Annotated in this window: 24 protein-coding genes and 1 pseudogene; 9 read left to right on the top strand and 16 right to left on the bottom strand. The window is 62.9% G+C overall.

The genetic code is table 11. From position 1 onward, the window contains the following. Window positions 1–28: 28 nt before the first annotated feature. Window positions 29–1,171, bottom strand: a complete 1,143-nt coding sequence (gene algW / locus NCCP436_RS05050) for a Do family serine endopeptidase AlgW (protein ID WP_220802705.1) — start codon at window positions 1,169–1,171, stop codon at window positions 29–31. Window positions 1,172–1,281: 110 nt separating this feature from the next. On the opposite strand from algW, the gene NCCP436_RS05045 reads away from it, so the two are divergent. The 3 genes from NCCP436_RS05045 (at window position 1,282) to cysN (ending at window position 5,000) form a co-directional block, all read left to right on the top strand. Beyond that, window positions 1,282–2,040 carry a Nif3-like dinuclear metal center hexameric protein gene (locus NCCP436_RS05045; RefSeq protein ID WP_220802704.1) on the top strand — a complete coding sequence of 253 codons (759 nt, stop codon included), beginning with the start codon at window positions 1,282–1,284 and terminating at the stop codon, window positions 2,038–2,040. A 134-nt stretch (window positions 2,041–2,174) separates the two neighbouring features. After that, entirely contained in the window at window positions 2,175–3,092 is a 918-nt protein-coding gene (gene cysD, locus NCCP436_RS05040) for a sulfate adenylyltransferase subunit CysD (protein ID WP_220802703.1), read from the top strand. 12 nt (window positions 3,093–3,104) lie between these two features. Then, a complete protein-coding gene (cysN, locus tag NCCP436_RS05035) occupies window positions 3,105–5,000 on the top strand; it encodes a sulfate adenylyltransferase subunit CysN (protein WP_220802702.1) in 1,896 nt (631 codons plus the stop codon). A gap of 90 nt (window positions 5,001–5,090) precedes the next feature. Here the strand turns inward: cysN and lipA are convergent, their stop codons facing one another. From lipA to leuS, 6 genes and pseudogenes are all read right to left on the bottom strand, one after another. Then, window positions 5,091–6,143, bottom strand: coding sequence for a lipoyl synthase (gene lipA / locus NCCP436_RS05030; RefSeq protein WP_220802701.1), 1,053 nt, complete (start codon window positions 6,141–6,143; stop codon window positions 5,091–5,093). Window positions 6,144–6,282: 139 nt separating this feature from the next. Continuing rightward, a complete protein-coding gene (locus tag NCCP436_RS05025; protein WP_220802700.1) occupies window positions 6,283–7,536 on the bottom strand; it encodes a lytic murein transglycosylase in 1,254 nt (417 codons plus the stop codon). 80 nt (window positions 7,537–7,616) lie between these two features. After that, window positions 7,617–7,763: pseudogene (gene arfA / locus NCCP436_RS05020) on the bottom strand (alternative ribosome rescue factor ArfA); the annotation flags it as partial. Between the two features lie 85 nt (window positions 7,764–7,848). Then, window positions 7,849–8,880: a DNA polymerase III subunit delta gene (gene holA / locus NCCP436_RS05015; RefSeq protein ID WP_220802698.1), complete on the bottom strand. Its 1,032-nt coding sequence runs from the start codon at window positions 8,878–8,880 to the stop codon at window positions 7,849–7,851. 43 nt (window positions 8,881–8,923) lie between these two features. Next, entirely contained in the window at window positions 8,924–9,535 is a 612-nt protein-coding gene (gene lptE / locus NCCP436_RS05010) for an LPS assembly lipoprotein LptE (protein ID WP_220802697.1), read from the bottom strand. 54 nt (window positions 9,536–9,589) lie between these two features. Next, the gene (leuS, locus tag NCCP436_RS05005) at window positions 9,590–12,202 is read right to left on the bottom strand and encodes a leucine--tRNA ligase (protein WP_220802696.1); all 2,613 of its coding nucleotides are present in this window, start codon (window positions 12,200–12,202) and stop codon (window positions 9,590–9,592) included. A gap of 361 nt (window positions 12,203–12,563) precedes the next feature. Here leuS and NCCP436_RS05000 point away from each other — a divergent pair, with 361 nt between their 5' ends. Together NCCP436_RS05000 and NCCP436_RS04995 are read left to right on the top strand one after the other, a co-directional pair. Beyond that, window positions 12,564–12,728, top strand: coding sequence for a hypothetical protein (locus NCCP436_RS05000; RefSeq protein WP_220802695.1), 165 nt, complete (start codon window positions 12,564–12,566; stop codon window positions 12,726–12,728). 35 nt (window positions 12,729–12,763) lie between these two features. Next, window positions 12,764–13,534 carry a YdcF family protein gene (locus NCCP436_RS04995; RefSeq protein WP_220802694.1) on the top strand — a complete coding sequence of 257 codons (771 nt, stop codon included), beginning with the start codon at window positions 12,764–12,766 and terminating at the stop codon, window positions 13,532–13,534. Window positions 13,535–13,538: 4 nt separating this feature from the next. Here NCCP436_RS04995 and lnt read toward each other — a convergent pair whose 3' ends face one another. From lnt to miaB, 5 genes are all read right to left on the bottom strand, one after another. Next, window positions 13,539–15,062, bottom strand: a complete 1,524-nt coding sequence (gene lnt / locus NCCP436_RS04990; RefSeq protein ID WP_220802693.1) for an apolipoprotein N-acyltransferase — start codon at window positions 15,060–15,062, stop codon at window positions 13,539–13,541. Window positions 15,063–15,165: 103 nt separating this feature from the next. Beyond that, a complete protein-coding gene (locus NCCP436_RS04985) occupies window positions 15,166–16,005 on the bottom strand; it encodes an HlyC/CorC family transporter (protein ID WP_220802692.1) in 840 nt (279 codons plus the stop codon). A 121-nt stretch (window positions 16,006–16,126) separates the two neighbouring features. After that, the gene (ybeY, locus tag NCCP436_RS04980) at window positions 16,127–16,582 is read right to left on the bottom strand and encodes an rRNA maturation RNase YbeY (protein ID WP_220802691.1); all 456 of its coding nucleotides are present in this window, start codon (window positions 16,580–16,582) and stop codon (window positions 16,127–16,129) included. Continuing rightward, entirely contained in the window at window positions 16,575–17,612 is a 1,038-nt protein-coding gene (locus tag NCCP436_RS04975) for a PhoH family protein (RefSeq protein WP_375709470.1), read from the bottom strand. Before NCCP436_RS04975 ends, ybeY begins: the two co-directional genes overlap by 8 nt. 56 nt (window positions 17,613–17,668) lie before the next feature. Continuing rightward, on the bottom strand, window positions 17,669–19,012 hold the full coding sequence (miaB, locus tag NCCP436_RS04970; RefSeq protein WP_220802689.1) for a tRNA (N6-isopentenyl adenosine(37)-C2)-methylthiotransferase MiaB: 1,344 nt from the start codon (window positions 19,010–19,012) through the stop codon (window positions 17,669–17,671). A 164-nt stretch (window positions 19,013–19,176) separates the two neighbouring features. Between miaB and NCCP436_RS04965 the strand changes: the two genes are divergently transcribed. Further along, entirely contained in the window at window positions 19,177–19,500 is a 324-nt protein-coding gene (locus NCCP436_RS04965; RefSeq protein ID WP_220802688.1) for a DUF1820 family protein, read from the top strand. Window positions 19,501–19,551: 51 nt separating this feature from the next. Here NCCP436_RS04965 and NCCP436_RS04960 read toward each other — a convergent pair whose 3' ends face one another. From NCCP436_RS04960 to NCCP436_RS04945, 4 genes are all read right to left on the bottom strand, one after another. Further along, window positions 19,552–20,100 carry a tetratricopeptide repeat protein gene (locus NCCP436_RS04960; RefSeq protein ID WP_220802687.1) on the bottom strand — a complete coding sequence of 183 codons (549 nt, stop codon included), beginning with the start codon at window positions 20,098–20,100 and terminating at the stop codon, window positions 19,552–19,554. Between the two features lie 203 nt (window positions 20,101–20,303). Continuing rightward, entirely contained in the window at window positions 20,304–21,593 is a 1,290-nt protein-coding gene (hemL, locus tag NCCP436_RS04955; RefSeq protein ID WP_220802686.1) for a glutamate-1-semialdehyde 2,1-aminomutase, read from the bottom strand. Between the two features lie 23 nt (window positions 21,594–21,616). Then, window positions 21,617–22,240: a thiamine phosphate synthase gene (gene thiE / locus NCCP436_RS04950; RefSeq protein ID WP_220802685.1), complete on the bottom strand. Its 624-nt coding sequence runs from the start codon at window positions 22,238–22,240 to the stop codon at window positions 21,617–21,619. After that, window positions 22,237–23,034 (bottom strand): bifunctional hydroxymethylpyrimidine kinase/phosphomethylpyrimidine kinase, encoded by a 798-nt coding sequence (locus NCCP436_RS04945; protein WP_220802684.1) that lies wholly within the window; start codon window positions 23,032–23,034, stop codon window positions 22,237–22,239. Before NCCP436_RS04945 ends, thiE begins: the two co-directional genes overlap by 4 nt. Before the next feature lie 144 nt (window positions 23,035–23,178). Here NCCP436_RS04945 and NCCP436_RS04940 point away from each other — a divergent pair, with 144 nt between their 5' ends. The 3 genes from NCCP436_RS04940 to NCCP436_RS04930 all read left to right on the top strand — a co-directional run bounded on the left by NCCP436_RS04940 (window position 23,179) and on the right by NCCP436_RS04930 (window position 25,936). Then, window positions 23,179–24,339, top strand: a complete 1,161-nt coding sequence (locus NCCP436_RS04940; RefSeq protein WP_220802919.1) for an MFS transporter — start codon at window positions 23,179–23,181, stop codon at window positions 24,337–24,339. A gap of 89 nt (window positions 24,340–24,428) precedes the next feature. Next, on the top strand, window positions 24,429–25,175 hold the full coding sequence (locus tag NCCP436_RS04935) for a siderophore ferric iron reductase (RefSeq protein WP_220802683.1): 747 nt from the start codon (window positions 24,429–24,431) through the stop codon (window positions 25,173–25,175). Further along, the gene (locus NCCP436_RS04930; protein WP_220802682.1) at window positions 25,169–25,936 is read left to right on the top strand and encodes an ABC transporter ATP-binding protein; all 768 of its coding nucleotides are present in this window, start codon (window positions 25,169–25,171) and stop codon (window positions 25,934–25,936) included. Before NCCP436_RS04935 ends, NCCP436_RS04930 begins: the two co-directional genes overlap by 7 nt. The last annotated feature ends 2 nt before the right edge of the window (window positions 25,937–25,938 follow it).

Here is a 25,938-nt window from a genome sequence, read left to right as displayed (position 1 = left end):
AGAAAATTCGCAGTTGGAAAAAGCTTGTTCAGTTGCCGTTGACGGGGGGACGAATGCCGACTTCGGCCGACAGGTTCAACTGTTTGCCGTTGCGCAGTACCTCGATGCGGATTTTCTCGCCAGGGTGTGTGCGCGCTACCTGGTTCATCGAGCGGCGGCCGTCGCTGGCGGGCTCTCCGTCGATACTGAGGATCAGATCGCCTGGCTGCAGCCCGGCGCGCTGTGCCGGGCCGTTGCGGTAGACACCGGCGACGACGATACCGGGCCGCCCTTCCAGTCCGAAGGATTCGGCCAGCTCCGGAGTCAGTGGCTGAACCTCTACACCTAGGTAGCCGCGGATCACCTGGCCGTGCTCGATGATCGCCTGCATCACTTCGATCGCCAGCTTTACCGGGATGGCGAAGCCAATACCCTGGGAGCCTCCCGACTTGGAAAATATGGCCGTGTTGATGCCCACCAGGTTGCCCTGGGCATCGACCAGGGCTCCGCCTGAGTTGCCCGGGTTGATGGCAGCATCGGTCTGGATGAAGTCTTCGTAGGTATTGAGCCCCAGTTGATGGCGACCAGTGGCACTGATGATGCCCATGGTCACCGTCTGGCCGACGCCGAAGGGGTTGCCGATGGCCAGGACAACATCGCCGATGCGGATGCTGTCCGAACGTCCCAGGGTGATCGATGGCAGATCCGGAAGATCGATCTTAAGAACTGCCAGATCGGTCTCCGGATCCTTGCCGATAACCCGGGCCAGGGTTTCCCTGCCGTCCTTGAGGGCAACGACGATCTGGTCGGCGTCGCTGACCACGTGGTTGTTGGTCAGCAGGTAGCCCTCTCGGCTCATCAGCACTGCCGAGCCCAGGCTCGATTCCATGCGCTGCTGGCGAGGCAGGTTGTCACCGAAGAAGCGGCGGAAGGCGGGATCCTCGAACAGAGGATGGGCCGGCTTGCTTACCAGCTTGGTGGTGTACAGGTTGGCCACTGCGGGCGAAGCCGTGTCCACGGCCTCGGCATAGGATACCGGGCCTTCCTGCAGGCGGCTGTAAACCGGGGCTTGAACGAGGTTTACGCTCTGATGCGGCAGCCCGACCCATTCCGGGTACTGCTTGATCAGCAGCAGAGCCAGAAGCACACCGACCAGCAGGGGCCAACCGAGAAAACGCAGAGCCTGGAGCATCGGGACAGTCCTGAGGGTTGCTAGGTCGCAAGGTGATCCTTAAGGTGGCGCATTATAGAGAGGTGCTTGCCAAGAAGGCAGCGGCCTGTAACAGCTTGAGAGGAATCTTCATGGCCATTGCCCTGTCCACGCTCGTCCGGGAAGCCGATGCTTTTCTGAATGCCGCACGTATCAGTGACTATTGCCCGAACGGACTGCAGGTGGAGGGACGGCCGCAGATCAGCCGTATTGTCAGTGGCGTTACCGCCAGTCAGGCGTTGATCGAGGCGGCCATCGAAGCTGAAGCCGATGTGCTGCTGGTACATCACGGCTACTTCTGGAAGGGCGAAAATCCCTGCGTCACCGGCATGAAGCAGCGTCGCCTCAAGGCGCTGCTGGCTCACGACATCAGCCTGCTGGCCTATCACCTGCCGCTGGACGTACACCCGGAGGTTGGCAACAACGTACAGTTGGCGCGGCGGCTCGGGCTGGTCGTCGAAGGGCCGCTGGAGCCGGACAATCCGCGCAGCGTCGGGCTGGTCGGAGCACTGCAGGAGGCCATGAGCCCGGCTGATTTTGCCGATCACGTCCATCAGGTGCTTGGGCGAGAACCCCTGCTGGTCGAGGGGGACGGCCTGATTCGCCGAGTTGGCTGGTGCACAGGTGGTGGCCAGGGTTACATCGACCAGGCAATTGCAGCCGGTGTCGACCTCTACCTGACCGGAGAGGCGTCCGAGCAGACCTTCCACAGCGCCCGGGAGAATGGCATCAGCTTTATCGCGGCTGGCCATCACGCCACCGAGCGCTATGGCGTTCAGGCACTTGGGGATTATCTGGCGCGGCGTTTTGCCCTGGAGCACCTGTTCATCGACTGCCCGAATCCGGTCTGAAGTCGCAGCTCGCCAGGTATAACGCTAGAACGTTTCGGTCTAACCAGCGTCCTGAGTATAAACAAGCCCTGTGTTAGAGTGCGCGCTCGTCCACGGCCCGCCGGCCCCAGAGAAAACGTGATCCGTGAGTAGCCATGCTCGATAAACTGACCCACCTGAAGCAGCTTGAGGCGGAAAGTATCCACATCATCCGCGAAGTGGCTGCTGAGTTCGACAACCCGGTGATGCTCTATTCCATCGGCAAGGATTCTGCCGTGATGCTGCATCTGGCACGCAAGGCGTTCTTTCCCGGCAAGCTGCCGTTTCCGGTGATGCACGTCGACACCCGCTGGAAGTTCCAGGAAATGTACCGTTTCCGCGACAAAATGGTCAGCGAGATGGGCCTGGAGCTGATTACCCACGTCAATCCGGACGGCATCGCTCAGGACATCAACCCCTTCACTCACGGCAGTGCCAAGCACACCGACGTGATGAAGACCGAGGGCCTGAAGCAGGCGCTGGACAAATACGGCTTCGATGCCGCCTTCGGTGGCGCCCGCCGCGACGAGGAGAAATCCCGCGCCAAGGAGCGCGTCTATTCGTTCCGTGACAGCAAGCACCGCTGGGATCCGAAGAATCAGCGTCCCGAGCTGTGGAACATCTACAACGGCAAGGTCAAGAAGGGCGAGTCGATCCGCGTGTTTCCGCTGTCGAACTGGACCGAGCTGGATATCTGGCAGTACATCTACCTTGAGCAGATCCCGATCGTGCCGCTGTACTTCGCCGCCGAGCGCGAGGTGATCGAGAAGAACGGCACGCTGATCATGATCGACGACGAGCGCATCCTCGAGCACCTGTCCGATGAGGAGAAGGCTCGCATCACCAAGAAAATGGTGCGTTTCCGCACCCTTGGCTGCTACCCGCTGACCGGTGCGGTGGAGTCCAGCGCCACCACGCTGCCGGAAATCATCCAGGAAATGCTCCTGACCCGTACCTCCGAGCGCCAGGGCCGCGTCATCGACCACGACGCCGCCGGCTCGATGGAAGAAAAGAAACGTCAGGGCTACTTCTAAGGATTCCGCATCATGAGTCACCAATCCGATCTGATCAGCCAGGACATCCTCGCCTACCTGGCCCAGCACGAGCGCAAGGAACTGCTGCGCTTCCTCACCTGTGGCAACGTCGATGACGGCAAAAGTACCCTGATCGGGCGCCTGTTGCACGACTCCAAGATGATCTACGAAGATCATCTGGAAGCCATCACCAAGGATTCCAAGAAGGTCGGCACCACCGGTGATGAGGTCGACCTGGCGCTGCTGGTCGACGGTCTGCAGGCCGAGCGCGAGCAGGGCATCACCATCGATGTGGCCTACCGCTATTTCAGCACTGCCAAGCGCAAGTTCATCATTGCCGATACCCCCGGCCATGAGCAGTACACCCGCAACATGGCTACCGGTGCTTCGACCTGCGACCTGGCCATCATCCTGATCGACGCCCGCTACGGCGTGCAGACCCAGACCCGTCGGCACAGCTTTATCGCCAGCCTGCTGGGCATCAAGCACATCGTCGTCGCAGTCAACAAGATGGATCTGAAGGACTTCGATCAGGGCGTGTTCGAGCAGATCAAGGCCGACTACCTGGCCTTCGCCGAAAAGATCAACCTCAAGCCCAGCTCGTTGCACTTCGTGCCGATGTCGGCGCTCAAGGGCGACAACGTGGTCAACAGATCCGAGCGCTCGCCCTGGTACACCGGCCAGTCGCTGATGGAGATTCTCGAGACCGTGGAAGTGGCGGGTGACCGCAATTTCGAGGATCTGCGCTTCCCGGTGCAGTACGTCAACCGGCCCAACCTGAACTTCCGCGGCTTCGCCGGCACCCTGGCCAGCGGCATCGTGCGTAAGGGTGATGAAGTGGCTGCGCTGCCTTCGGGCAAGACCAGCCGGGTCAAATCCATCGTCACCTTCGAGGGCGAACTGGAGCAGGCCGGTCCTGGTCAGGCGGTGACCCTGACGCTGGAAGACGAGATCGACGTGTCCCGTGGCGACATGCTGGTGCATGCCGATAACCGTCCACAAATCGCCGACGGCTTCGAGGCCATGCTGGTATGGATGGGCGAGGAGCCGATGCTGCCGGGCAAGAAGTACGACATCAAGCGTGCCACCAGCTATGTGCCGGGCTCGATTCCGAGCATTGTCCACAAGGTTGACGTCAACACGCTGGAGCAGAGCGCTGCCAGCAATCTGCAGCTCAACGAGATTGCCCGGGTGCGCGTCGCGCTGGATGTGCCCATTGCCCTGGACGGCTACGAACACAACCGCACCACTGGCGCCTTCATCGTCATCGACCGGCTGACCAACGCCACTGTCGGTGCCGGCATGATCATCGCCGATCCGGTGGCGCACGGTGCCGGTCCGCATGGCCGCCTGGCTCACGTTTCCACCGAGGAGCGCGCGCTGCGCTTCGGTCAGCGTCCGGCCACCGTGCTGTTCAGTGGTCTCTCCGGTGCAGGCAAGAGCACCCTGGCCTATGCCGTGGAGCGCAAGCTGTTCGACATGGGCCGTGCGGTCTATGTGCTCGACGGCCAGAACCTGCGTCATGACCTGAACAAGGGCCTGCCACAGGATCGCGCCGGTCGTGCCGAGAACTGGCGCCGTGCTGCTCATGTGGCACGCCAGTTCAACGAGGCCGGATTGATAGCTCTGGCTGCCTTCGTCGCTCCGGATGCCGAAGGGCGTGAACAGGCACGAGCGCTGATCGGTGCCGAGCGGCTGATTACCGTCTATGTCCAGGCTTCGCCGCAGGTCTGCGCCGAGCGCGACCCGCAGGGGCTGTATGCCGCCGGTGGCGACAACATCCCGGGCGAGTCCTTCCCCTATGACGTGCCGCTGAATGCGGATCTGCTGATCGACACCCAGACGCAATCGGTGGAAGAGGGCGTCAAGGCGGTGCTGGAGCTGCTGCGTCAGCGCGGTGCGATCTGATCCGGAACGGCTCCCGTCGGCTGTGCTGGCGGGAAGTCTGAATGAAAAACGGGGCCTCAGGGCCCCGTTTTTCCTTTCTGTGCGCTGTGCTCAGTTGAGGTTCAGCGCTGGAATCAGACTGGCATTGACCTCCTGCCCAGGCACCGGTACAGGTGCTGCCAGGCCCAGGTTGTTCTTCTCGAACACCCGGTCGGCGCGGTAGCTGGAGCGCACCAGCGGGCCGGCGGCGACTTCCATGAAGCCCTTTTCCAGGCCAATGTCGCGCAGGCGGTTGAACTCTTCCGGGCTGACCCAGCGCTGCACCTTGAGGTGGTTGCGGGTTGGTTGCAGATACTGGCCGAGGGTAAGGATGTCCACGCCGATGGCGCGCAGGTCATCCATGGTTTCGAGGATTTCCTCGTCGGTCTCGCCCAGGCCCAGCATCAGGCTGGTCTTGGTCAGGATGTCCGGTCGATGGCGCTTGGCATGAGCCAGCACATTCAGGGTCTTCTCGTAACCGGCGCGTGGATCGCGCACCACATGGGTCAGACGCTTGACCGTCTCGACGTTCTGTGCGAACACCTCAAGACCCGAGTCCACCACCAGCTCGATGGCCTTGTGGTCACCGTCGAAGTCCGGCGTCAGGGCCTCGACCACTACCTGTGGAGTGTTTTCCTTGATGGCGCGCACGCAGGCGGCGTAGTGGCTGGCGCCGCCGTCTTGCAGATCGTCACGATCCACCGAGGTCAACACGATGTAGCGCAGGGCCATCAGCTCTACGGAACGGGCAGTATTTTGCGGCTCTTCCGGATCGAGCCAGCCATTCGGATTGCCGGTATCCACCGCGCAGAAGCGGCAGGCCCGGGTGCATACCGAACCCATCAGCATGATGGTGGCGGTGCCGTTCGACCAGCATTCGCCCATATTCGGGCAGTGCGACTCCTGGCAGACGGTACTCAGGCGATGTTCGCCGACGTTGCGCTTGACGGCCTCGAAGCGGCTGCCGCCAGGGGCCTTGACGCGTAGCCACTTGGGCTTGGGTTCGAAAACCTGGGGCTCGGCCGAGGCGCGGCGCTTCTGGCCGTCCTTGATCGCGGTAATGCCCTGGGCGGTGCGGAACTTTTCGCCGCTGGCTACGGGTTTGGGCGAGGAAGTGTCGGACATTGGGAATCTGGACTCCGGTAGGGGTTCCACTGGCGGTGGCTCGTGGCCGTCCGGGAGTCTATCACAGAAGGGCGCCCGGGGCGTCGGCACCGCCGGTCGACTGCGCTCCGGCGCTGCCGGATTCAGCTGCAGCGCGATCTCAGCGCTGACGCAGTTTCAGTAGCAACTGACGTGTCGGATAGCCATCCGCCGGCCAGTTCAGCTGTAGCTGCAGGGCACGGATCGCTTTGCGCGTGTTGGCGCCGATGATGCCGTCGGCAGGCCCCGGGTCGAAGCCGTTGAGTGTCAGCAGTTGCTGCAGCTCAATGCGTTCGCTGCGGCCCAGTTGTTGCTCATCGCGCGGCCAGTTTCCGCTGACCTCGGTGGGACGCATCAGATTGTCGGAAAGCAGGCCGATGGCCAGAGCGTAGGAAGTGGAATTGTTGTACCTGAGGATGCTGCGGAAGTTGTCCAGCAGCAGGAAGGCCGGACCACGGTGACCGGCCGGCAGGGCCAGTTCGGCCCGCGCACTGGCGGCCGCGCCGGTGGGAACCAGCGGGCGCACGCCCAGTGCGGCCCATTCGGCAAGGCTGCGGCGCTCTTGCGGATCGGCCAGGGAATAGTCGAAGTGATCCGGCAGGCGCACTTCGAAACCCCATGGCTGGCCTGTTTGCCAGCCGGAAGCCTGCAGGTAGTGGGCGGCTGAGGCTAGGGCGTCGCTGGAGGAGTTCCATAGATCGCGACGACCGTCACCGTCAAAATCCACCGCGTGCTGGTTGTAGGTGGTGGGCATGAACTGGGTCTGCCCCATGGCGCCGGCCCAGGAGCCGATCATGCTTTCGGCGCTGATGTCGCCTTGTTGCAGGATCTGCAGGGCCGCCAGTAACTGGGTACGCCAGAAGTCCTGGCGGCGTCCCTCAAAGGCCAGGGTTGTCAGCGAGCGGATCACGCTGTGGCTGCCGATGTTATTGCCGAAGTTGCTTTCCAGGCCCCAGATCGCTACCAGAATCTGGGCATCGACACCGTACTGCTGTTCGATGCGCTGCAGCATCAGATGATGCTGGGCCAGTAGTACCCGGCCGCGGCCGATGCGGTTGCCGGAGACGGCGCCGTCGAGGTATTCCCACACCGGGCGGGTGAACTCCGGCTGGCTGCTGTCGGCCTTGAGTACCGCAGGGTCCGGGCTGATGTCGGCCATGACGCGGTCAAACAGGGCTGCGTCGATGCCGCTGGTCAGTGCTTCTTCGCGTAGTGTCTGGCGCCACTGGGCAAAGCTGGGAGTCGGTTCGGCCAGGGGGGCGACCGCTGATGCAGGTGTCGGCGCCGGCAGGGACTCGGCTGGAGCCTGGGCGCAGGCCGCGAGCATGATGAGGGGGATCAGGGCCAGCGTGCGGCGAGGAAACTGATGGGGCATGTCTGTCTCGGAGCGTTTAGCAGGTCGCTACATTAGCATGAGCATGGCATGCACTGGGCCATTGTGGATTTGATCCACCCCATAAAGTACGAAGCCTCCCAGTTGCGGGAGGCTTCGCGGCGGTAGCTGCCCTTGCCCTTGAGAGGGCGTTCTTCGCGGCTGCGGAACAGCGGCTGGGCAATAATGGACTTGGCCTTGTTCGGCCGCTTGCCGGCTTTCTTGCTCATGGGGCTTTCTCCTTGCATGCCTGCCCTGAGTGCGGGCGCGCGGACTATGCGCCTGCCTCCGGGAAAAGTCCAGCCAGCGCCGCCGTCAGCTCAGGCGCAGGCGCTGGCCGGCCAGTTGCAGGGTCAGCAGGGACAGGTCGTTCCAGGGATCGCCCGGCGCCTGCCCCTTGATCTGTGCATCGATGATCTGCGCCTGTTGCAGCAATTGGCCCCAGCGCTTGCTGCTGTGGCGCTGCAGAGCCTTGGAAAGTAGCGGGCGGCGCTTGTCCCAGACCGGTGGGCGGGCGCTTGAGAAGGCCTTGTCCAGCGGGATGCCCTGGCTCTGCTGGTGGGCGAGGCCGGCCAGCAGGCGGATCTCGCGTGCCAGTGCCCAGAGGATCACCGGCGTTTCCACGCCTTCGCCGCGCAGCCCTTCAAGCATGCGCAGGGCATGTACGGCATCCCCGGTAAGGGCGCAGTCGATCAGGCCGAAGACATCGAAGCGGGCACTGTCGGCAACAGCAGCCTGCACGGTTTCAGTGTCGATCTGGTTGCCTTCGGCCAGCAGCTTGAGCTTTTCCACCTCCTGGGCGGCAGCAAGCAGGTTGCCTTCAACCCGCGCGGCGATCATTTCCACGGCGTCAGCGCTGGCGTTCAGTCCGGCCTGGGCCAGGCGCTGGCGGATCCATTGCGGCAACTGATGTGCATCCACTGGCCAGATCTGGATGAACTGGCTGGTCTGGCCGTCGATCAGGGCCTTGGCCCACTTACTCTTTTGCGTGCTGCCGTCGAGCTTGGGCAGGCTCAGCAGCAGCACGGTGTCCTCCGGTGGGCGGGCGAGGTATTCAAGCAAGGCAGCAGCCCCCTTGTCGCCCGGTTTGCCGGAGGGCAGGCGCAATTCCAGCAGGCGCTTTTCGGCGAACAGCGAGAGGCTGGCGCCGGCCTGAAGCAGGTTTCCCCAATCGAAGTTGGCTTCGGCGTTGAACACCTGGCGCTCGCTGAAGCCCTGCTGGCGACAGGCAGTGCGAATGGCGTCGGCAGCTTCCTGGCAGAGCAGGGGTTCATCGCCGCTGACGGCATAGATCGGGGCGAGAGAGCCCTGCAGGTGTTTGCCGAGTTGAGCCGGAGCGAGTTTCATCGGAACGTTCGGGCCAGGGGGCCGCCTGGGCGGCCCGGCAGGCTCAGGGCAGCGGCAGTTCGATGGGCGATTGCAGCGGAGCGCTCTGTTCCTGTTGCATGCGCTTGGCAGCCCGGCGCGCCTCGATCTCCGCCTGACGACGGGCCTCGGCGGTCTGCTGCAGCTCGTCGAGCTGGGCCGGGGTGATCTGCTGCAGGTTCTGCGACAGGCGCTGAATCAGCTCACGGCGCATCTCACCGCGCAGTTGATTGGCTTCCTGATCGGAGCCGGCCAGGTTGTTGTCGTCCTGCTGGTAGTAGCTTTGTACATTCACCTGGTCGTTGAGCAGGCGCAGGTCGCGCGAGCCACGGATTTCGTACTGCAGAGCCATGTTCAGCTCGTATTCGGCAGTGCGGGCGCCGCTGTTGAAGCTGGCACTGCGGCGCTCTTCGCTTTCCTGGGTGATGACCAGTTTGTAGGGGGCGCCGGCATGCACGCGAACACCGTTGTGTTGCAGCACTTCGCGCAGCTCCTGGACGGTTTCACCATAGGTGTTGCGGGCGGTGACGTTGAGTTCGGTCAGAGCGAACTGCACGTCACCGGTGCCGCGCAGCTGGAAGCCGCATGCACCCAGCAGGCTGGCCAGACCGATCACCAGCAGATTCCGTTTCATCATTCTCATATCCCCTTGGCGGATCGCGGCGCCGCCACCGGACGGCGCCACTGGTTGTCAGTTGGCGACGATGTTGACCAGCTTGCCCGGCACTACGATGACCTTGCGGATGCTCAGTCCCTCGGTGAAGCGCTGCACGTTCTCGTTGGCGCGGGCAGCAGCCTCGATTTCCTCGCGGGAGGCAGACGCCGGCACCTCGATCTGCCCGCGCAGCTTGCCATTGACCTGGATAACCAGGGTCAGGCTGTCCTGCACCAGAGCCGACTCGTCCACCTGCGGCCAGGCGGCGTCAATGATCGCGTCATCCTTGCCCAGCTCGCGCCACAGTTCGTGACAGATGTGCGGGGTGATGGGGGCCAGGATAAGGGCGATGGTCTCCAGGCCTTCCTGAATCAGTGCGCGATCCTGCTCGGTGGCAGTGGGGGCCTTCTCCAGTACATTCATCAACGTCATCACTTGAGCAATGGCGGTGTTGAACTTGTGGTGCTGGCCGATATCGTTGCTGGCCTGGCGGATGGCCAGGTGAATGGCGCGGCGCACGGCCTTCTGCTCGTCATTCAGAGCGCTCACATCCAGCTTGCCCGGCAGGCCGGCGCTGATGTGGTTGTAGGCCAGGCGCCAGACGCGGCGCAGGAAGCGGTTGGCACCCTCAACGCCGGCATCCGACCATTCGCAGCTCATGTCGGGCGGCGAGGCGAACATCATGAACAGGCGGCAGGTGTCGGCGCCGTACTGATCGATCATCGACTGCGGGTCGACGCCGTTGTTCTTTGACTTGGACATCTTCTCGGTGCCGCCGATTTCCACCGGCAGGCCATCGGCCTTCAGCTTGGCGCCGATGACCTTGCCCTTGCTGTCGCGCTCGACATCCACATCGGCCGGGTTGAACCAGTCCTTGCCGCCGTTTTCCAGGGAGCGGTAGTAGGTCTCGGCGACCACCATGCCCTGGGTCAGTAGGTTCTTGAACGGCTCATTGGACGACACCAGGCCTTCGTCGCGCATCAGCTTGTGGAAGAAGCGTGCGTACAGCAGGTGCAGGATGGCGTGCTCGATGCCGCCGATGTACTGGTCGACCGGCAGCCAGTGGTTGGCCGCCTGCGGATCCACCATGCCCTTGTCGTAGTTCGGGCTGGCGTAGCGGGCGTAGTACCAGGACGACTCGACGAAGGTGTCCATGGTGTCGGTTTCGCGCTTGGCCGGCGCGCCACATTTCGGGCAGCTGCACTCGTAGAATTCGGGCATTTTCGCCAGCGGCGAGCCGGTGCCGTCCGGCACCACATCTTCAGGCAGCACTACCGGCAGCTGGTCTTCCGGCACCGGCACGTCGCCGCAGCTTGGGCAGTGGATGATCGGGATCGGGCAACCCCAGTAGCGCTGGCGGCTGATACCCCAGTCGCGCAGACGGAACTGGGTCTTGCGCGCGCCGTGGCCGCTGGCTTCCAGGTCGCCGACTATGGCGTCGAAGGCGGCCTGGAACTCCAGATTGTCATACTTGCCGGAGTTGATGGTGGTCAGCCCGCTCTTGTCGGCGTACCAGTCCTGCCATTCGCTGCTGCTGAATTCCTTGCCTTCGGCGGCGTAGACCTGAACGATCGGCAGGTTGTATTTGCCGGCGAACTCGAAGTCGCGCTCGTCATGTGCAGGCACAGCCATTACCGCGCCCTCGCCGTAGCCCCACAGCACGTAGTTGGCGACGAATACCGGCAGTTTGTTGCCGGTCAGCGGGTGGATGACGAACTGGCCGGTGGCCAGGCCTTTCTTTTCCATGGTGGCCATATCGGCTTCCGCGACCGATCCAGCCTTGCATTCGGCGATAAAGGCCTGCAACTCGGCGTTGTTCTCGGCGGCGCGGGTGGCCAGCGGGTGTTCGGCGGCCACGGCCACGTAGGTGGCGCCCATCAGGGTGTCCGGACGGGTCGAGTAGACCTTCAACTGACCCTCGATACCGATGCTTTCGACGTCATAGTCGAAAACGATGTCGGCACCAAAGCTCTTGCCGATCCAGTTGCGCTGCATGGTCTTGACCTGTTCCGGCCAGCCATCGAGCTCGTCCAGGCTGCTCAGCAGCTCCTCAGCGTAGGCGGTGATGCGGAAGTAGTACATCGGGATTTCGCGCTTCTCGATCAGCGCTCCCGAGCGCCAGCCGCGGCCGTCGATGACCTGTTCGTTGGCCAGCACGGTCTGGTCGACCGGGTCCCAGTTCACGGTGCCGTTCTTGCGGTAGATCACACCCTTTTCGAACAGTCTGGTGAACAGCCATTGCTCCCAGCGGTAGTAGTCCGGCTTGCAGGTGGTGACTTCGCGGGTCCAGTCAATGGCCAGGCCCAGCGATTTGAGCTGGGACTTCATGTAGGCGATGTTCTCGTACGTCCACTTGGCCGGTGCCACCTGGTTTTTCATCGCGGCGTTTTCTGCCGGCATGCCGAAGGCGTCCCAGCCCATCGGCTGCAGCACGTTCTTGCCGAGCATGCGCTGGTAGCGGGCGATCACGTCACCGATGGTGTAGTTGCGCACGTGCCCCATGTGTAGCTTGCCGCTGGGGTAGGGGAACATCGACAGGCAGTAGAAGGTGTCCTTGCCGGGCTGTTCGCTGACGACGAAGGAGTTGTGCGCGTCCCAGTGGGACTGTGCTGCGGCTTCTATTTCACGGGGTGAATACTGTTCGTGCATGGCTCTGGCGCTGGGAAGTGGGCTATGGGCCTGGCTGCGTTCAGCCCGGCAGGCCGTGGTCCGGATGGGAGCGGGAGGTGCCACCCTGCAAGCGGGTACGGCACGAGCCCGGTCGCTCCAGACCTGGTCTGACGCGAGTCTGATTGCAGAGAGGCCCTTGCGGAAAACGCCTTAGCATACATGAGCGCCGTCTATCGAGGGAAACCCAGATTGTGCCGGCTCCGCCGTTTGTCGTGCGGGCCTGCTGCTGTCTCGGCCTTCACTAAGCTTGAAGCAGAAGGCAGCCGGTGTCGGGTCTGTGAGGTGGCGGATGGGGGACGGATGGTACGCAAAACGCAGAGATGATCTCTACGAGCGTCTGTTGCGACGTTTGGCCCAGGCGCTGGAGCAGGTCGACAGCATTGGCCATCTGCAGAGCGGCTCAGCGCAGGAACTGGAGCTTGTCGGACTGACGACGGCCGAACTGGAGCTGATCCATGCCTACCTGAGGGGTGACTTGCAGCGGCTGCCTCGTCTGCAGCCGTGACAAGCTGCTAGGCTTGGGCGCCGCGGAGGTGCTCAATGCCGATTCGTTATATTTTCAAGCAGTTGTTGATGCCGCCGGGTGTCCTGTTACTGCTGATCTTGCTGGCCTGGTGGTTGCGGCGTGCACGTCCGCGGCTGGCCTGTCTGTGCCTGATTGCAGGGCTCGGCGGGCTCTGGCTGATGAGTCTGCCGGCGGTGATGCAGGGAGCTGCCAGGCTTCTTGAGCGGGAGCCGGTACTGACTCCTGCGGACTGGCCGGAGCTGGCCGGGCGCGCCGATGCCATCGTCGTGCTTGGCGCTGGCCGTCAGCAGCATGAGCCGGGCTGGGGAAATGTGGATCAGCCAGGACTGATGGCGCTTGAGCGGCTGCGTTATGCGGCACGTCTGGCGCGGGCTTCAGGGCTTCCGCTGGCAACCAGTGGCGGACTGCACTATGGGTGGCCACCCAGCGAGGCGGCGCTGATGGCCGAGGTGCTGCAGCAGGACTACGGTGTGCCGGTACGCTGGTTGGAAGAGGGCAGTCGAACCACCTGGGAGAACGCCCGTTTCAGTGCCGAGCTGTTGCAGCCGCAGGGTATCCGTCGGGTGGTGCTGGTGACCCAGGCCTGGCACATGCCTCGGGCGCGCTGGAGCTTCGAACAGGCCGGCTTTGACGTAGTCAGCGCGCCAACGGGGCATCTTGGCCGTAGTTACGAGCGGCCGCTGGGCGGCTGGTTGCCCGAGTCGCTGGTGATCTGGCAGAGCAGCCAGTTGCTCAACGAGGCCGCTGGACTGCTGCTCTATCCGTTGCTCTACGGTCGTGAATGACCAATTACAGCGTTTTCGCCATGCGCCCGGCCAGTAGTGCCCAGCCCAGCAGCAGAGCACAGAGCAGCGCCAGCGGCCAGATCCGCCACTGCAGATAGGGCGTCAGGCCCTGCATTGGGGTGGCCTCTCCGTACAGCACGCCCTGCTCGAACTGCGGCAGCCATTGCTGCACACGGCCATAGGGGTCGATGACCACGGTGACGCCGTTGTTGGTCGCGCGAATCATCCAGCGCCCGCTCTCCAGTGCGCGCATCTGCGCCATCTGCAGGTGTTGCAGGGGGCCGATGGAGCGGCCAAACCAGGCGTCATTGCTTACCGTCAGCAGGATGTCGCTATCGGCTGCAAGGGTTGCAGCAAACTCCGGATAGACCACCTCGTAGCAGATAAACGGGGCAATGCGGTAACCCTTGGCCAGCAGTGGCGACTGGTTAGCCGGCCCACGGGCGAAGTCGGACATTGGCAGATCAAAGAAGGCAATCAGTCCGCGCAGCATGTCCTGCAGCGGCACGTATTCGCCGAACGGCACCAGCTTCTGCTTGAGGTAGGTGCCCTGACTGTCACCGATGCCGATGATTGCGTTGTAGTAGCGCAACTCGCCGGCATCGTTGGCCTGACGCAGCGGCACGCCGGTGATCAATGCGCTTTGACGATCACGGGCGAAGCGATCCATCACGCCGATGTAGCCTTGGGCCATGTCCCGCAATACTGGAATGGCGGTTTCCGGCCAGACCAGGAGATCCACCTGCCGGGCGCTGAAGCTGAGGTCGCGGTACAGCGCCAACTGCGCATTGAGCTGCTGCGGATCCCATTTCATGTTCTGCTCCACGTTGCCCTGCACTGCCGCCACTGTCAGTGGTTTGCCTGCGGGCTGGGTCCAGGCGCGATCCTGCAGGGCCAGGCCGGCCAGCCAGGGGGCCAGCAGCAGAGCCAAGCCTGCGAAATAGCGGGATCTGTGCGGACGTAGCGCTTCAAGGTTGACGATCAGCGCGGCGCTCAGAGCAAGAACGAAGGAAATCAGCCACACGCCGCCGACCGGTGCGAGGCCGGCCAATGGGCCGCTGAGCTGGCTGTAACCGGCGTAGAGCCAGGGAAATCCGGTAAGGAACCAGCCACGGAAGACTTCCTGCAGCAGCCACAGGGCGGCAAAGGCCAGGGCATCGGCCAGTGGTGCCTCGCTGCGTCGCACCCAGCGGGCCCAGACGGCGCTCATCAGAGCGAAAAACAGCCCGAGTCCGGCAACGAATCCCAGGGTCAGCAGGCTGGCGAGTGCGGGAGAGGCGGCGCCGTAGTCATGGATGCTGACGTACACCCAGCTGGTACCGGCGGCGAAGGTGCCGAAACCGTAGCACCAGCCGCGCAGAGCGGCCTGGGCCGGGCGCAGTTCTCGCAACACCAGATACAGCAGGCCGATCGAGAGTACCGCCAGCGGCCAGATATCGAAGGGCGCGAAGGCTAGTGGCGAGATGGCGCCGGCAAGCAGAGCGAGGAGGTTGCCGGGCCAGCCCGGGCGAGTCATCCAGTGCAGCATGGGCAAGTCCTGGGAATGTGGTGGCGCAAGGTTAGAGCGCAACGGTCGCAGAGGGAAGCCGGCTGCTGCCTCGCCATGGGTGTGCCATGGCGAGGCCGGTTTTTTAGCGGTTCAGCGGCGTAACCCGTAGCAGGTGAATGCGTCGGCTGTCGGCGTTGAGTACGCGGAAGCGGAAATCGCCGATAGTGGTGATCTCGTTACGTTTGGGCAGGTGGTCGAAGGCGCTCATGACCAGGCCGCCTACGGTGTCGTAGGTGTCGTCCGGAAATTCGCTGCCAAAGGCCTCGTTGAAACTGTCGATAGGCGTCAGTGCCTTGATCAGGAAATCGCCGGAGGGAAGTGGCTTGATATAGCCGTTTTCCTCGACGTCGTGCTCATCCTCGATATCGCCGACGATCTGCTCCAGAACGTCTTCGATGGTTACCAGTCCGGCGACGCCACCGTATTCGTCGATGACTACGGCCATATGGTTGTGGTTGGCGCGGAATTCACGCAGGAGCACGTTGAGACGCTTGGATTCGGGAACGAAGGTGGCCGGGCGGAGCATCTTCGTCAGGTCGAAGTCCGGTTGCTCGCCGGAAAGAATCAGTGGCAGCAGATCCTTGGCCAGGAGAATGCCGAGCACGTCGTCAAGGCTCTCACCGATGACCGGGTAGCGCGAGTGGGCTGCATCGATGATGGCCGGCAGAAAATCACGGGGTGTCTGGCTGGCCTTGATGCTGATCATCTGCGATCGCGGCACCATGATGTCGCGTACCTGCAGATCCGCGACCTGGATGGCGCCCTCGACGATGGACAGCGCTTCACTGTCCAGCAGTTGGTTCTGATGGGCATCGCGCAGGACTTCCAGCAGTTCCTGGCGGTTTCTCGGCTCATGAGCAAAGGCCTGGGTCAGCTTGTTGAACCAGGATCTTTGCTCGTTGCTCGATCGATCTTCGCTCATGGCGTTTTACTCGGGGTTCCTTGTCAGGAGAAGGTTGCGGGCAACCCATTGGGAGAATGCCGCGTCGGCGGCGATCGTGAAGTTGTAACCTGTGGCTGCAGGCGCTGCTGCCCGCGACCTGTCAGTGTTCGTCGGCATAGGGGTCCGGGTGGCCCAGTTCAGCCAGTAAATGGCGTTCAAGGGCTTCCATTTCAAGGGCTTCCTCTTCCTCGATATGGTCGTAGCCAAGCAGGTGCAGGCAGCCATGGATGACCAGGTGCGCCCAGTGCGCCTCCAGTGTCTTGCCCTGTTCGGCGGCCTCTCGCTCGACCACCGGCACGCAGATCACCAGGTCGCCGAGTAACGGGATGTCGAGGATTCCCTCCGGCACGTCGGCCGGGAAGGAAAGGACGTTGGTGGCGTAGTCCCTATGTCGCCAGGTGCTGTTCAGTTCGCGGCCTTCGCCCTCGTCGACCAGGCGGATGGTCAGTTCGGAGTCGCCCTGGCGCTGGCGCAGCGCCAGTTCGCACCAGAGTCTGAACTGAGATTCGTCAGGATGGCGGCCGCTGCTGGCCAGTTGCAGATCCAGCTCAAGCATGGTCGTTCCCGCTGCTATTCTGCTGCTGGCCGTCGTGGCGTTCGTAGGCCTCGACGATGCGCTGTACCAGCGGGTGACGTACCACGTCCTTGGGCTTGAAGTGGGTGAAGCTGATGCCAGGCACCTCGCGCAGTACTTCGATGACATGGGCCAGGCCACTTCTGGTGCCGCGCGGCAGGTCGACCTGGGTAATGTCGCCGGTGATCACGGCAGTGGAGCCGAAGCCGATGCGGGTCAGGAACATCTTCATCTGCTCGACGGTGGTGTTCTGACTCTCGTCGAGGATGATGAAGCTGTTGTTCAGAGTCCGGCCACGCATGTAGGCCAGCGGAGCCACCTCGATCACCTGCTTCTCGATCAGCTTGGCTACGTGGTCGAAGCCGAGCATCTCGTAGAGCGCGTCATACAGCGGGCGCAGGTAGGGGTCGATCTTCTGTGCCAGATCGCCAGGCAAAAAGCCCAGCTTTTCACCCGCTTCCACCGCCGGGCGCACCAGCAGAATGCGTCGCACCTGTTCGCGCTCGAGGGCATCCACCGCGCAGGCCACCGCCAGGTAGGTCTTGCCGGTGCCGGCCGGGCCGATGCCGAAGTTGATGTCGTTGTCGAGGATCGCCTTGACGTAGCGTTGCTGGTTGGCGCCGCGCGGCTTGATCACGCCTTTGCGTGTGCGCAGGCTGACCTGAGGCAGATTGCTCGGGTTGACCAGCTCCTCAATGCCGGATTCCTGCAAATACAGATGCACCAGATCCGGCGACAGCTCGCTGCCTTTGGTCTCGCGATAGAGCTTGCGCAGCAGTTGCTCGGCGGCGCGGGCCTTGGCGTTGTCGCCAAGCAGTTCGAACTGGTTGCCACGGTTGCGGATCTCCAGACCGAGACGCTCTTCAATCAGGCGCAGGTGCTCGTCGAACTGGCCGCAGAGGTTGGCGAAACGTTGGGCCTCGAAGGGCTCAAGGGTGAAGCGATGGGGTTCTAGGGATGTGTTCAAGGTGTGTGTGAGTGGCCAATCGGCTGGGGAATGAAGGGCAAGCATAACGCTGTCCGCCTACCTGTGAAAGCATAGGCGGCTCAGGCTTTGGTCGAGGCTGCTCAGTGCCGGGTTGCCGACTCCAGCAGGGTGCCGCGCAGCGAATGGGGCAGGGCTTCGTCGATGTGCACGTCGACGAACTGGCCGATTAGTCGCGGGTTGTCCGAGCGGAAGTTGACGATGCGGTTGTGCTCGGTGCGTCCCTGCAGCATCCCCGGATCCTTCTTCGAGTAGTCGCTGACCAGGATGCGCTGGACAGTTCCTACCATTCGCCGGCTGTTCTCGAAGCCGTTCTGGTTGATGCGTGCCTGGAGGATTTGCAGGCGCTGTTTCTTCACCGCTTCCGGGGTGTCGTCCGGCAGGTCGGCCGCCGGGGTACCGGGACGGGCGCTGTAGATGAAGGAAAAGGAGAAGTCGAAACCGACGTCTTCGATCAGCTTCATGGTTTGCTCGAAGTCCTTCTCGGTTTCACCGGGGAAGCCGACGATGAAGTCCGAGCTGATCAGAATCTCGGGCACGGCGGCGCGCAGCTTGCGAATGCGCGACTTGTACTCCAGCGCCGTGTGGTTGCGCTTCATGGCCGCTAGGATGCGGTCGGAGCCGGACTGCACCGGCAGATGCAGGTATTTGACCAGTTGCGGGATTTCGGCATGGGCGGCGATGATGGCATCGGAGAACTCCAGCGGGTGGCTGGTGGTGTAGCGGATGCGCTCGACGCCATCAAGGGCGGCCACGGCATGCAGCAGTTCGGCGAAGTCGGCGATGCGACCGTCCGGGGTTTCACCGCGATAGCCGTTGACGTTCTGCCCGAGCAGGGTGATTTCCTTCACGCCCTTTTCGGTTAGTGCGCTGATCTCCATCAGTACGTCGACCAGCGGGCGGCTGACTTCCTCGCCGCGGGTGTAGGGCACCACGCAGAAGGTGCAGTACTTGCTGCAGCCTTCCATGACCGAGACGAAGGCGCTGGGACCGTCGACGCGCGGCTCGGGCAGTCGGTCGAACTTCTCGATCTCGGGGAAGCTGATATCCACCTGGGCGGTCTTGGTTGCCCGTGCGGCGTCGATCATCTCCGGCAGGCGGTGCAGGGTCTGGGGGCCAAACACCACGTCGACATAGGGCGCACGGTCGCGGATCGCCGCGCCTTCCTGACTGGCCACGCAACCGCCGACGCCAATCACCAGATCCGGCTTGGCATGCTTCAGTTCACGCCAGCGGCCGAGCTGGGAAAAGACCTTTTCCTGTGCCTTTTCGCGGATCGAGCAGGTGTTGAGCAGGATCACGTCGGCTTCTTCAGGATTGGCGGTGACTTCCAGGGCCTGATGCTCGCCCAGCAGATCCACCATGCGCGAGCTGTCGTACTCGTTCATCTGGCAACCGTGGGTTTCGATATAGAGCTTCTTGGTCATGGCAGTGTCTGGGTGGTTAAAAAATGACCGCGCATTATAGGGGGCTGCCCAGGAGGATGCTACTGTCGGCGCTTGGAAATAGCTTGCCAGGCGTACCGGATGCAGCCGCTTCAGGTGCTGCTGTGGTATGCTCCGCGCCCCGTTTTTCCTGGCTTCGAGAATCCATGAGCAAGCGTGATCCCATCTACAAGGTGATTTTTCTTAACCAGGGGCAGGTGTACGAAATGTACGCCCGGCAGATCTTCCAGAGCGATCTGTGGGGGTTCCTGGAGGTGGAGGAGTTCGTCTTCGGCGAGCGCAATCAACTGGTGGTCGACCCCAGCGAGGAAAAGCTCAAGGCACAGTTCGAAGGCGTAGTGCGCAGCTTTGTGCCGATGCACTCGATCATTCGTATCGACGAGGTGGAGCGCCTGGGCACGGCCAAGATCAGCGAGGCCAAGGGCGGCGGCAATGTGATGCCGTTTCCCATGCCAATGCCAGAGAAGTAGGCTGCTGCGCAAGCTCACCGCAAGCCGGGCGGGCTATCCGTCGGCTCGGCGTCAGGGTAGCGGCGAGAATGGAGAGCGGCCCTCGGCGGTCTGCAGTTCCAGCAGGTAGCTGCGGAAGATCTGGCCGAGTACCTGACTGGCAATTTCAAGCTCGTCGCGCCGCATCTGCGCTGAAACCAGGTCGGCGCTGTCCATGGCCTCGTCGGAGCCATTGACCGAGGCCATCTTCAGAATGATGTAGGCCTGCACGTTATTGGCCGGCACGCCTTCGCCGCGAAAGAACATGGTGCCCAAGCGCAACTGAGCCCCGGCATGGCCTTGCAGAGAAGCGCGTTCGAACCAGGTCAGGGCCTGCTTGAGGTCGCGCGGGATACGCTTGCCGTCGTAGTAGTACTCACCCAGTTCGAAGGCAGCCTGCAGGTTGCCGCCGTGGGCCATTTCCTGACAGCGGGCGAGCGCATCGGGCATTTCTTCCGGCTGGGCGTTGAGTGCGCAACTGCCGGAGGCCGGAATCAGCAGGGAATTGCCGCCTGCGTCTGCAAGCAGCGGGAGGAAGAGCAGCAGGCAGCCCAGGGACAGGCTACGGCCGGTGCGGTTCATCGGGATGGCGGTGCCTCAGCAGGTCGGGCGGATAACGGGCGCAGCCGGCCTGAAAGTGTGCCGGCCCCGGCATTATGAGGTAAACCGGTATCCAGTTACAAAGCCTTTGCCCGGCCCAACTGACTGCAGGCTGAACGTCCTGCCGGCGATGACCGGCAGGACGTATCCGGAGTTCCGGCAGGCAGGCTGCCGGAGGAGGGCGATCAGCCTTTTTTCAGCTCGGCAAAGGCTTGCTCGGCGGCGTCCAGGGTGATCTGCAGCTCGGCATCGCCGTGGGCGATGGAGGTGAACCCTGCTTCGTAGGCACTCGGTGCCAGGTACACGCCGCCTTCGAGCATCAGATGGAAGAAGCGGTTGAAGCGTACAGTATCGCTGGCCATGACATCAGAGAAGGTGACGATGTCGGAGGCCGAGCTGAAATACAGGCCAAACATGCCGCCGGCCTGAGTAGTGACGAAGGGAATGCCGGCGGCATCGGCACGCTGTTGCAGCCCCTTGAGCATGCGCGTGGTGTAGTTGGTCAGCTCGCTATGGAAGCCCGGACGGCTGATCAGCTTGAGGGTGGTCAGGCCGGCTGCCATGGCCAGTGGGTTGCCCGACAGGGTGCCTGCCTGGTAGACCGGGCCGAGCGGGGCGATCTTCTCCATGATCTCGCGCTTGCCGCCGAAGCAGCCCACCGGCATACCGCCGCCAATGATCTTGCCGAAGGTGGTCAGATCCGGGGTCACACCGTAGTGCGCCTGTGCACCGCCGAGGGCCACGCGGAAGCCGGTCATCACCTCGTCGAAGATCAGCACCACACCGTGCTTGTCGCACTGCTCGCGCAGGCCCTGGAGAAAGCCGGGCGCCGGCGGTACGCAGTTCATGTTGCCGGCCACCGGCTCGACGATGATGCAGGCGACTTCCTGGCCGACCTGCGCCAGGCACTCGGCCACGGCGTCGATGTCGTTGAACGGCAGGGTCAGGGTGTGCTTGGCGAAGGCCGCCGGCACACCTGCGGAATTCGGTACACCTTGGGTCAGAGCGCCGGAGCCGGCCTTGACCAGCAGGCTGTCGGAGTGGCCGTGGTAGCAGCCCTCGAACTTGATGATGCTGTCGCGGCCGGTGTAGCCGCGGGCCAGGCGAATGGCGCTCATGGTCGCCTCGGTGCCGGAACTGACCATGCGCACCAGCTCCATGGACGGCACGATGGAGCACACCAGTTCGGCCATCTCCACTTCCAGGGCGGTCGGCGCGCCGTAGGACAGGCCGTGTTCCAGCTGCTTGCGCACCGCATCGAGCACGTCCGGATGGCTGTGGCCGAGAATCATCGGGCCCCAGGAACCGACATAGTCGACGTAGCGCTTGTTGTCCTCGTCGATCACATAGGCGCCTTCGGCGTGTTTGAAAAACAGCGGGGTGCCGCCGACGCTGCGGAAGGCGCGTACCGGCGAGTTGACGCCGCCTGGGATGTGCTTCTGGGCGTTGGCAAAGAGGATTTCGGAGCGGGACATGGCAGGTTCTCTCTGAAACGGGATCAATCGAACAGCGCCGTGAAGGCGCGGGCGCGGTCTTCCACCTCGAGGGCGGAGTCCGCAGCGAACAGGGCGTGGATCACGGCGACCATGCTGGCGCCGCGGGCGATCAGACCGGGGGCGGTGTCCAGGGTTACGCCGCCGATGGCGACGATGGGCTGGGCGAAGCGCTCGCGGGCCTGATCCAGCAACTCCACGGTAGCCGCCGGCGCGCCGGGTTTGGTTTGGGAGTTGAAGAAGCGGCCGAAGGCGATATAGCTGGCACCATCGGCGACCGCACGTTCGGCCAGCTCCAGTTGCGCGTGGCAGGTGCCGCCGATCACGGCGTTTGCACCAAGGCGGGCGCGGGCTGCGGCCAGTGAGCCGTCCGTCTGGCCCAGATGCAGGCCGACGTTCAGGCGGGCGGCCAGCTCCAGGTCGTCATTGATGATCAATGTGGCGCCGTGGCACTGGCAGAGTTCGACCAGCGCCTGCGCTTCATCGAAACGGCGCCTGGCATCGCCTGACTTGTCACGGTACTGCAACAGACGTGCACCGCCACGCAGCGCCGCTTCTGCATAGGGCAGCAGTTTGCTATCAGCTAGCAGCGGTGTGTCGGTGATGGCGTAGAGGCCGCGCAGTGTCATGGGCAAAAGTCCAGGGGCAGGCGGCGCGGGATGTACTGGCCGTGGCCCGGGCTTTCGGCGTCACGCAGGGTGCGCCAGGTGTAATCGAGCGCGGTGCGTACGGCGCTGACCAGTTCCTCGCCCAGTGCCAGCCGGCCGGCCAGGGTGCTGGCCAGGGTACAGCCGGAGCCGTGGTAGCTGCCGGGCAGGCGCGGGCAGGTGAAATCGTGACGACTGCCGTCGCGGCAGTAGAGGCGGTTGTGTACTTCGGCTTCGTCGCCATGACCGCCGGTAATCAGCAGGTTTTCAATGTAGGGCAGCAGTTTTGCGGCACATTCGTCGGCCGTGCCATCGGGGAGTTCGGCAAGGATGCGCGCCTCCGGCAGGTTGGGCGTGGCGATGCTGGAGACGGCGAACAGCCGCTCGCGCAGGGCATAGCCTACTTCGTCCTTGCCCAGCGCGCCGCCGCCGCCGGCACGCAGTACCGGGTCACAGACCAGCGGTACGCCCGGCAACAGGCTCATCACTTCAAGCACGGTATCGACCATCTCCACCGAGCCGAGCATGCCCAGCTTGACGGCAGCTATGGGCACATCGGCGATCACGGCCCGGGCCTGGGCCAGTACCCAGTCGCGGTCGAGCACGCGGAAGTCGGAAACGTCGACGGTATCCTGCACGGTCAGGGCGGTCACAGTCGGGGCAGCGTGACAGCCTTGGGCCAGCAGGGCTTCGATATCGGCTTGCAGGCCGGCGCCGCCACTGGGGTCGTGGCCGGACATGCAGAGCACTACGGGACGGGAGTTTGGCGTTTTCATGGTGCGCGAGCTTATCACTAACCGCCTGTCAGTCGCTGCATGGCATGTCGGTGGTTAGCCTTTCTGATTCTCGTCCGTATTGGCCTTTAGCTGGCAGTAGATGTCATCATGCGCGCCCCATGCTGCCATGCCCGACTGTTGCCGATGACGCTGCGTACCTGTCTGATCATGATGACCGCTCTGGCGGTGATTACCGATAACCTGATCATCCCGTTCTATCCGCAGTACTTCGCCGAGCGCTTCGACAATCCGCCGGAGCAGCACGTTGGTCTTTATCTGGCGGTAGTCAGCCTTGTGGTGATGGCGGTTTTTCCGCTATGGGCACGCCTGGCCAGGCGTGTGCATCCTGTACGTATTCTGATCAGTGCGCAGTTGATGGCTGGCAGCCTGACTGCGGCCTGCTATTTCATTGACTCGCTGCCACTGTTCTGGAGCGTGTCGCTGCTGATGGTGGTGTTCAAAGGCAGTTACCTGCTGATGTATCCCTATGTGATGAGTCTGCAACAACAGGATGATCACACCCAGACCATCGGCACGCTGTCGGTGGTGGTGCACTTCGGCGCAATCCTCGGCGCCGCGCTGGGTGGTCTGATTTTGCAGGTCATGAATATCGGGGATGTGTTTCTGGTAATGGCGGCCGGTGATTTCATCCAGATGGCCATCTGTATGCACCTGGTTCGAGGCTATTTACCAGCGCCGGGCGAGCAATCCACAGGGGACGCGGTGCCGGCCCGCAACGAGACGCGCAGCCTGCCAGCCATTTATCGTCTGTGTCTGGTAATGCTGCTGTTCTATTTCGTCGGTTATGTCACGCGGCCGTTCTTCGCTGTCTACTGGCAGCAGGTAGCGCACTGGAATAGCGAAATGGTCGCCGGCTTTGTCTACTCGCTGCCTGGCGCGGTGGCTGTAGCGGCGCTGTGGTGGGGACGAAGTGCGAGCAGGCAGGGCAATACCCGTGACGGCATTCTTGCCGGTTTGCTGCTGGGAGCAGTAGCCACCTTTATCCAGGGCTTTGCTGACCAATGGCTGATTCTGCTGGGCCGCGTGCTGTTCGGCTGGGCGCTGTATCAGGTTACCGTGCGGCTTGATGCACTGCTGTTCGAACTCAGTTCGCCAGAGCACTACGCTGTAGATTTCAGCAAGATCAATATCTTTCAGTGTCTGGGCAATATGGCTTCGGCCTATGGTGCCGGACTGCTGGTCAGTCATTACGGCCAGGCGATGCCGTTCTGGGTCGGTGCTGGCGGCCTGTTGTTGACGGCGGCATTGTTCCCGTTGCTGGTGCGTAGGCAGCACAGCACTTGAGTCTTAGTGGCTAATGATAATTTGATGCACATGCGTATCGGTGATTAAATTCGCCCCCTGCACAGTCGCTGTTGTCCGGGTTCACCGCGATGCAAGATCACCATCATTTGCTCGATATCCTTTCCCGCAGCCTGCCCGGTTTACAGGGGCGGTTGGGGCACCCCGGGCCTGAGCTGCTGGTCTGTGGCCGCGAAGGCAATGCCGGGCGTATTGCCGGGCTTTATCAACACTGGCGCCAGGCGCATCCGGAAGCCGGCCCGCATTACTGGACGGCGCGCAGCTGGACTTATCTGGTCTGGCAACCCATCTACCTGACGTTGCTCGGAGTACATCTGGCGCGGCGTGTCCCTTGTCTGTCCAGTCTTGGTCAGGAAGTTCAGGACGGCGTGGTATCGGGGTTTTGTCTTGCCGAGGTTTTATCGCTGCCGGCTGTGGAAGATCAGGCCGTCAGTCTGGCTGCCCGTCGGCTGCAGGATTGGCTGTGTCGCCAGCATGTCGAGTTCTGCCAGGTACAGAACATTCACGGCAAGTTGGCCCAGCGCCTGGCAGCCGATTATGTGCTGGCAGCACTTTTGCTGGTGCAGCGCCAGCGGACGCTGGACAACCAGCGACTACGAGCGCTGGCGGCACGCTGGCTGGATGCGCTGGGCCTGCGTGGCAGCAGTGAGCTGCTGGAGATCCGGCTGGATGACGGGCGCGACTGTCTGTCTCTGGAGCGTAAGGCCTGTTGCCAGCACTTCCGTCGTTGCGACGGTGAGATGTGCAGCACCTGTCCAAAGCTGCGGCGTGAGGAGCGTCTGGTGCGTCTGCGTGAGGAGCTGGCTCAGGCATGCTGAAGTTGCGTGATATCGAAGTGCGCCGTGGCGAGCGGCTAACGCTGGCGCTGGATGAGCTGCACCTGGAGGGGGATCGTTTCACCGTGATCCTCGGCCACAACGGCTCGGGCAAGTCGACTCTGATGAATCTGCTGGCGCGTCAACTGCAGCCGACACAGGGTGTCCTGCAGCTCGATGGGCAGCCCTTGCAGCGCTTTTCCGCACGTGATTTTGCCCGGCGCGTGGCTTTCCTGCCGCAGCATCTGCCCGATGTGGCCGGTCTGACCGTGCGTGAGCTGGTGCGTCTGGGGCGTTTCCCCTGGCGAGGTTTGCTTGGTCGCTGGCGTGCCGAGGATCATGCGGCGGTGGAGCGGGCGCTGAGGCAGACCGATGTCGCTCAGTATGCCGATCATCTGGCCGACAGCCTTTCCGGCGGTGAGCGCCAGCGTGCCTGGATCGCCATGCTGCTGGCGCAGCAATCACCCTTGCTGCTGCTCGATGAGCCGACCTCGGCGCTCGATCTTGCGCACCAGTATGAACTGATGGGGCTGTTACGCCGGCTCAATCGCGACAGTGGGCGTGGAGTCGTGGCCATTCTTCACGACATCAACCTGACCGCGCGGCATGCCGATCGGGTGATCGCACTCAAGCAGGGTCGCATTTTCTTCGACGGCAGCCCGGATGAGTTGCTTGACGGCCTACTGCTTAGCCAGCTTTACGATATCGATATCCAGTTGATCGAGCAGCCTGGCAGCGTACGCAAGATCGCCGTGGTGGCCTGAGC

The sequence above is a fragment of the Pseudomonas sp. NCCP-436 genome, assembly GCF_019656335.1.
In the GTDB taxonomy this organism is placed as follows: Bacteria; Pseudomonadota; Gammaproteobacteria; order Pseudomonadales; family Pseudomonadaceae; genus Aquipseudomonas.
Note: the sequence above shows the minus strand (reverse complement) of the source record. Positions and strands in the feature narration are given on the sequence as shown.

Bases quoted from the DNA above. Each gene is read 5' to 3' on its own strand.
- NCCP436_RS05045 (WP_220802704.1), top strand. From the start codon at position 1,282: ATGGCCATTGCCCTGTCCACGCTCGTCCGGGAAGCCGATGCTTTTCTG.
- lipA (WP_220802701.1), bottom strand. From the start codon at position 6,143: ATGTCCGACACTTCCTCGCCCAAACCCGTAGCCAGCGGCGAAAAGTTC.
- NCCP436_RS04960 (WP_220802687.1), bottom strand. From the start codon at position 20,100: ATGAACCGCACCGGCCGTAGCCTGTCCCTGGGCTGCCTGCTGCTCTTC.
- miaB (WP_220802689.1), bottom strand. From the start codon at position 19,012: ATGACCAAGAAGCTCTATATCGAAACCCACGGTTGCCAGATGAACGAG.
- NCCP436_RS04975 (WP_375709470.1), bottom strand. From the start codon at position 17,612: ATGCTTGCCCTTCATTCCCCAGCCGATTGGCCACTCACACACACCTTG.
- NCCP436_RS04965 (WP_220802688.1), top strand. From the start codon at position 19,177: ATGAGCAAGCGTGATCCCATCTACAAGGTGATTTTTCTTAACCAGGGG.
- lptE (WP_220802697.1), bottom strand. From the start codon at position 9,535: ATGATGAAACGGAATCTGCTGGTGATCGGTCTGGCCAGCCTGCTGGGT.
- NCCP436_RS05025 (WP_220802700.1), bottom strand. From the start codon at position 7,536: ATGCCCCATCAGTTTCCTCGCCGCACGCTGGCCCTGATCCCCCTCATC.
- NCCP436_RS04945 (WP_220802684.1), bottom strand. From the start codon at position 23,034: ATGAAAACGCCAAACTCCCGTCCCGTAGTGCTCTGCATGTCCGGCCAC.
- holA (WP_220802698.1), bottom strand. From the start codon at position 8,880: ATGAAACTCGCTCCGGCTCAACTCGGCAAACACCTGCAGGGCTCTCTC.
- NCCP436_RS04940 (WP_220802919.1), top strand. From the start codon at position 23,179: ATGACGCTGCGTACCTGTCTGATCATGATGACCGCTCTGGCGGTGATT.
- lnt (WP_220802693.1), bottom strand. From the start codon at position 15,062: ATGCTGCACTGGATGACTCGCCCGGGCTGGCCCGGCAACCTCCTCGCT.
- NCCP436_RS04930 (WP_220802682.1), top strand. From the start codon at position 25,169: ATGCTGAAGTTGCGTGATATCGAAGTGCGCCGTGGCGAGCGGCTAACG.
- NCCP436_RS04995 (WP_220802694.1), top strand. From the start codon at position 12,764: ATGCCGATTCGTTATATTTTCAAGCAGTTGTTGATGCCGCCGGGTGTC.
- leuS (WP_220802696.1), bottom strand. From the start codon at position 12,202: ATGCACGAACAGTATTCACCCCGTGAAATAGAAGCCGCAGCACAGTCC.
- algW (WP_220802705.1), bottom strand. From the start codon at position 1,171: ATGCTCCAGGCTCTGCGTTTTCTCGGTTGGCCCCTGCTGGTCGGTGTG.
- ybeY (WP_220802691.1), bottom strand. From the start codon at position 16,582: ATGCTTGAGCTGGATCTGCAACTGGCCAGCAGCGGCCGCCATCCTGAC.
- cysD (WP_220802703.1), top strand. From the start codon at position 2,175: ATGCTCGATAAACTGACCCACCTGAAGCAGCTTGAGGCGGAAAGTATC.
- NCCP436_RS04985 (WP_220802692.1), bottom strand. From the start codon at position 16,005: ATGAGCGAAGATCGATCGAGCAACGAGCAAAGATCCTGGTTCAACAAG.
- thiE (WP_220802685.1), bottom strand. From the start codon at position 22,240: ATGACACTGCGCGGCCTCTACGCCATCACCGACACACCGCTGCTAGCT.
- NCCP436_RS04935 (WP_220802683.1), top strand. From the start codon at position 24,429: ATGCAAGATCACCATCATTTGCTCGATATCCTTTCCCGCAGCCTGCCC.
- hemL (WP_220802686.1), bottom strand. From the start codon at position 21,593: ATGTCCCGCTCCGAAATCCTCTTTGCCAACGCCCAGAAGCACATCCCA.
- cysN (WP_220802702.1), top strand. From the start codon at position 3,105: ATGAGTCACCAATCCGATCTGATCAGCCAGGACATCCTCGCCTACCTG.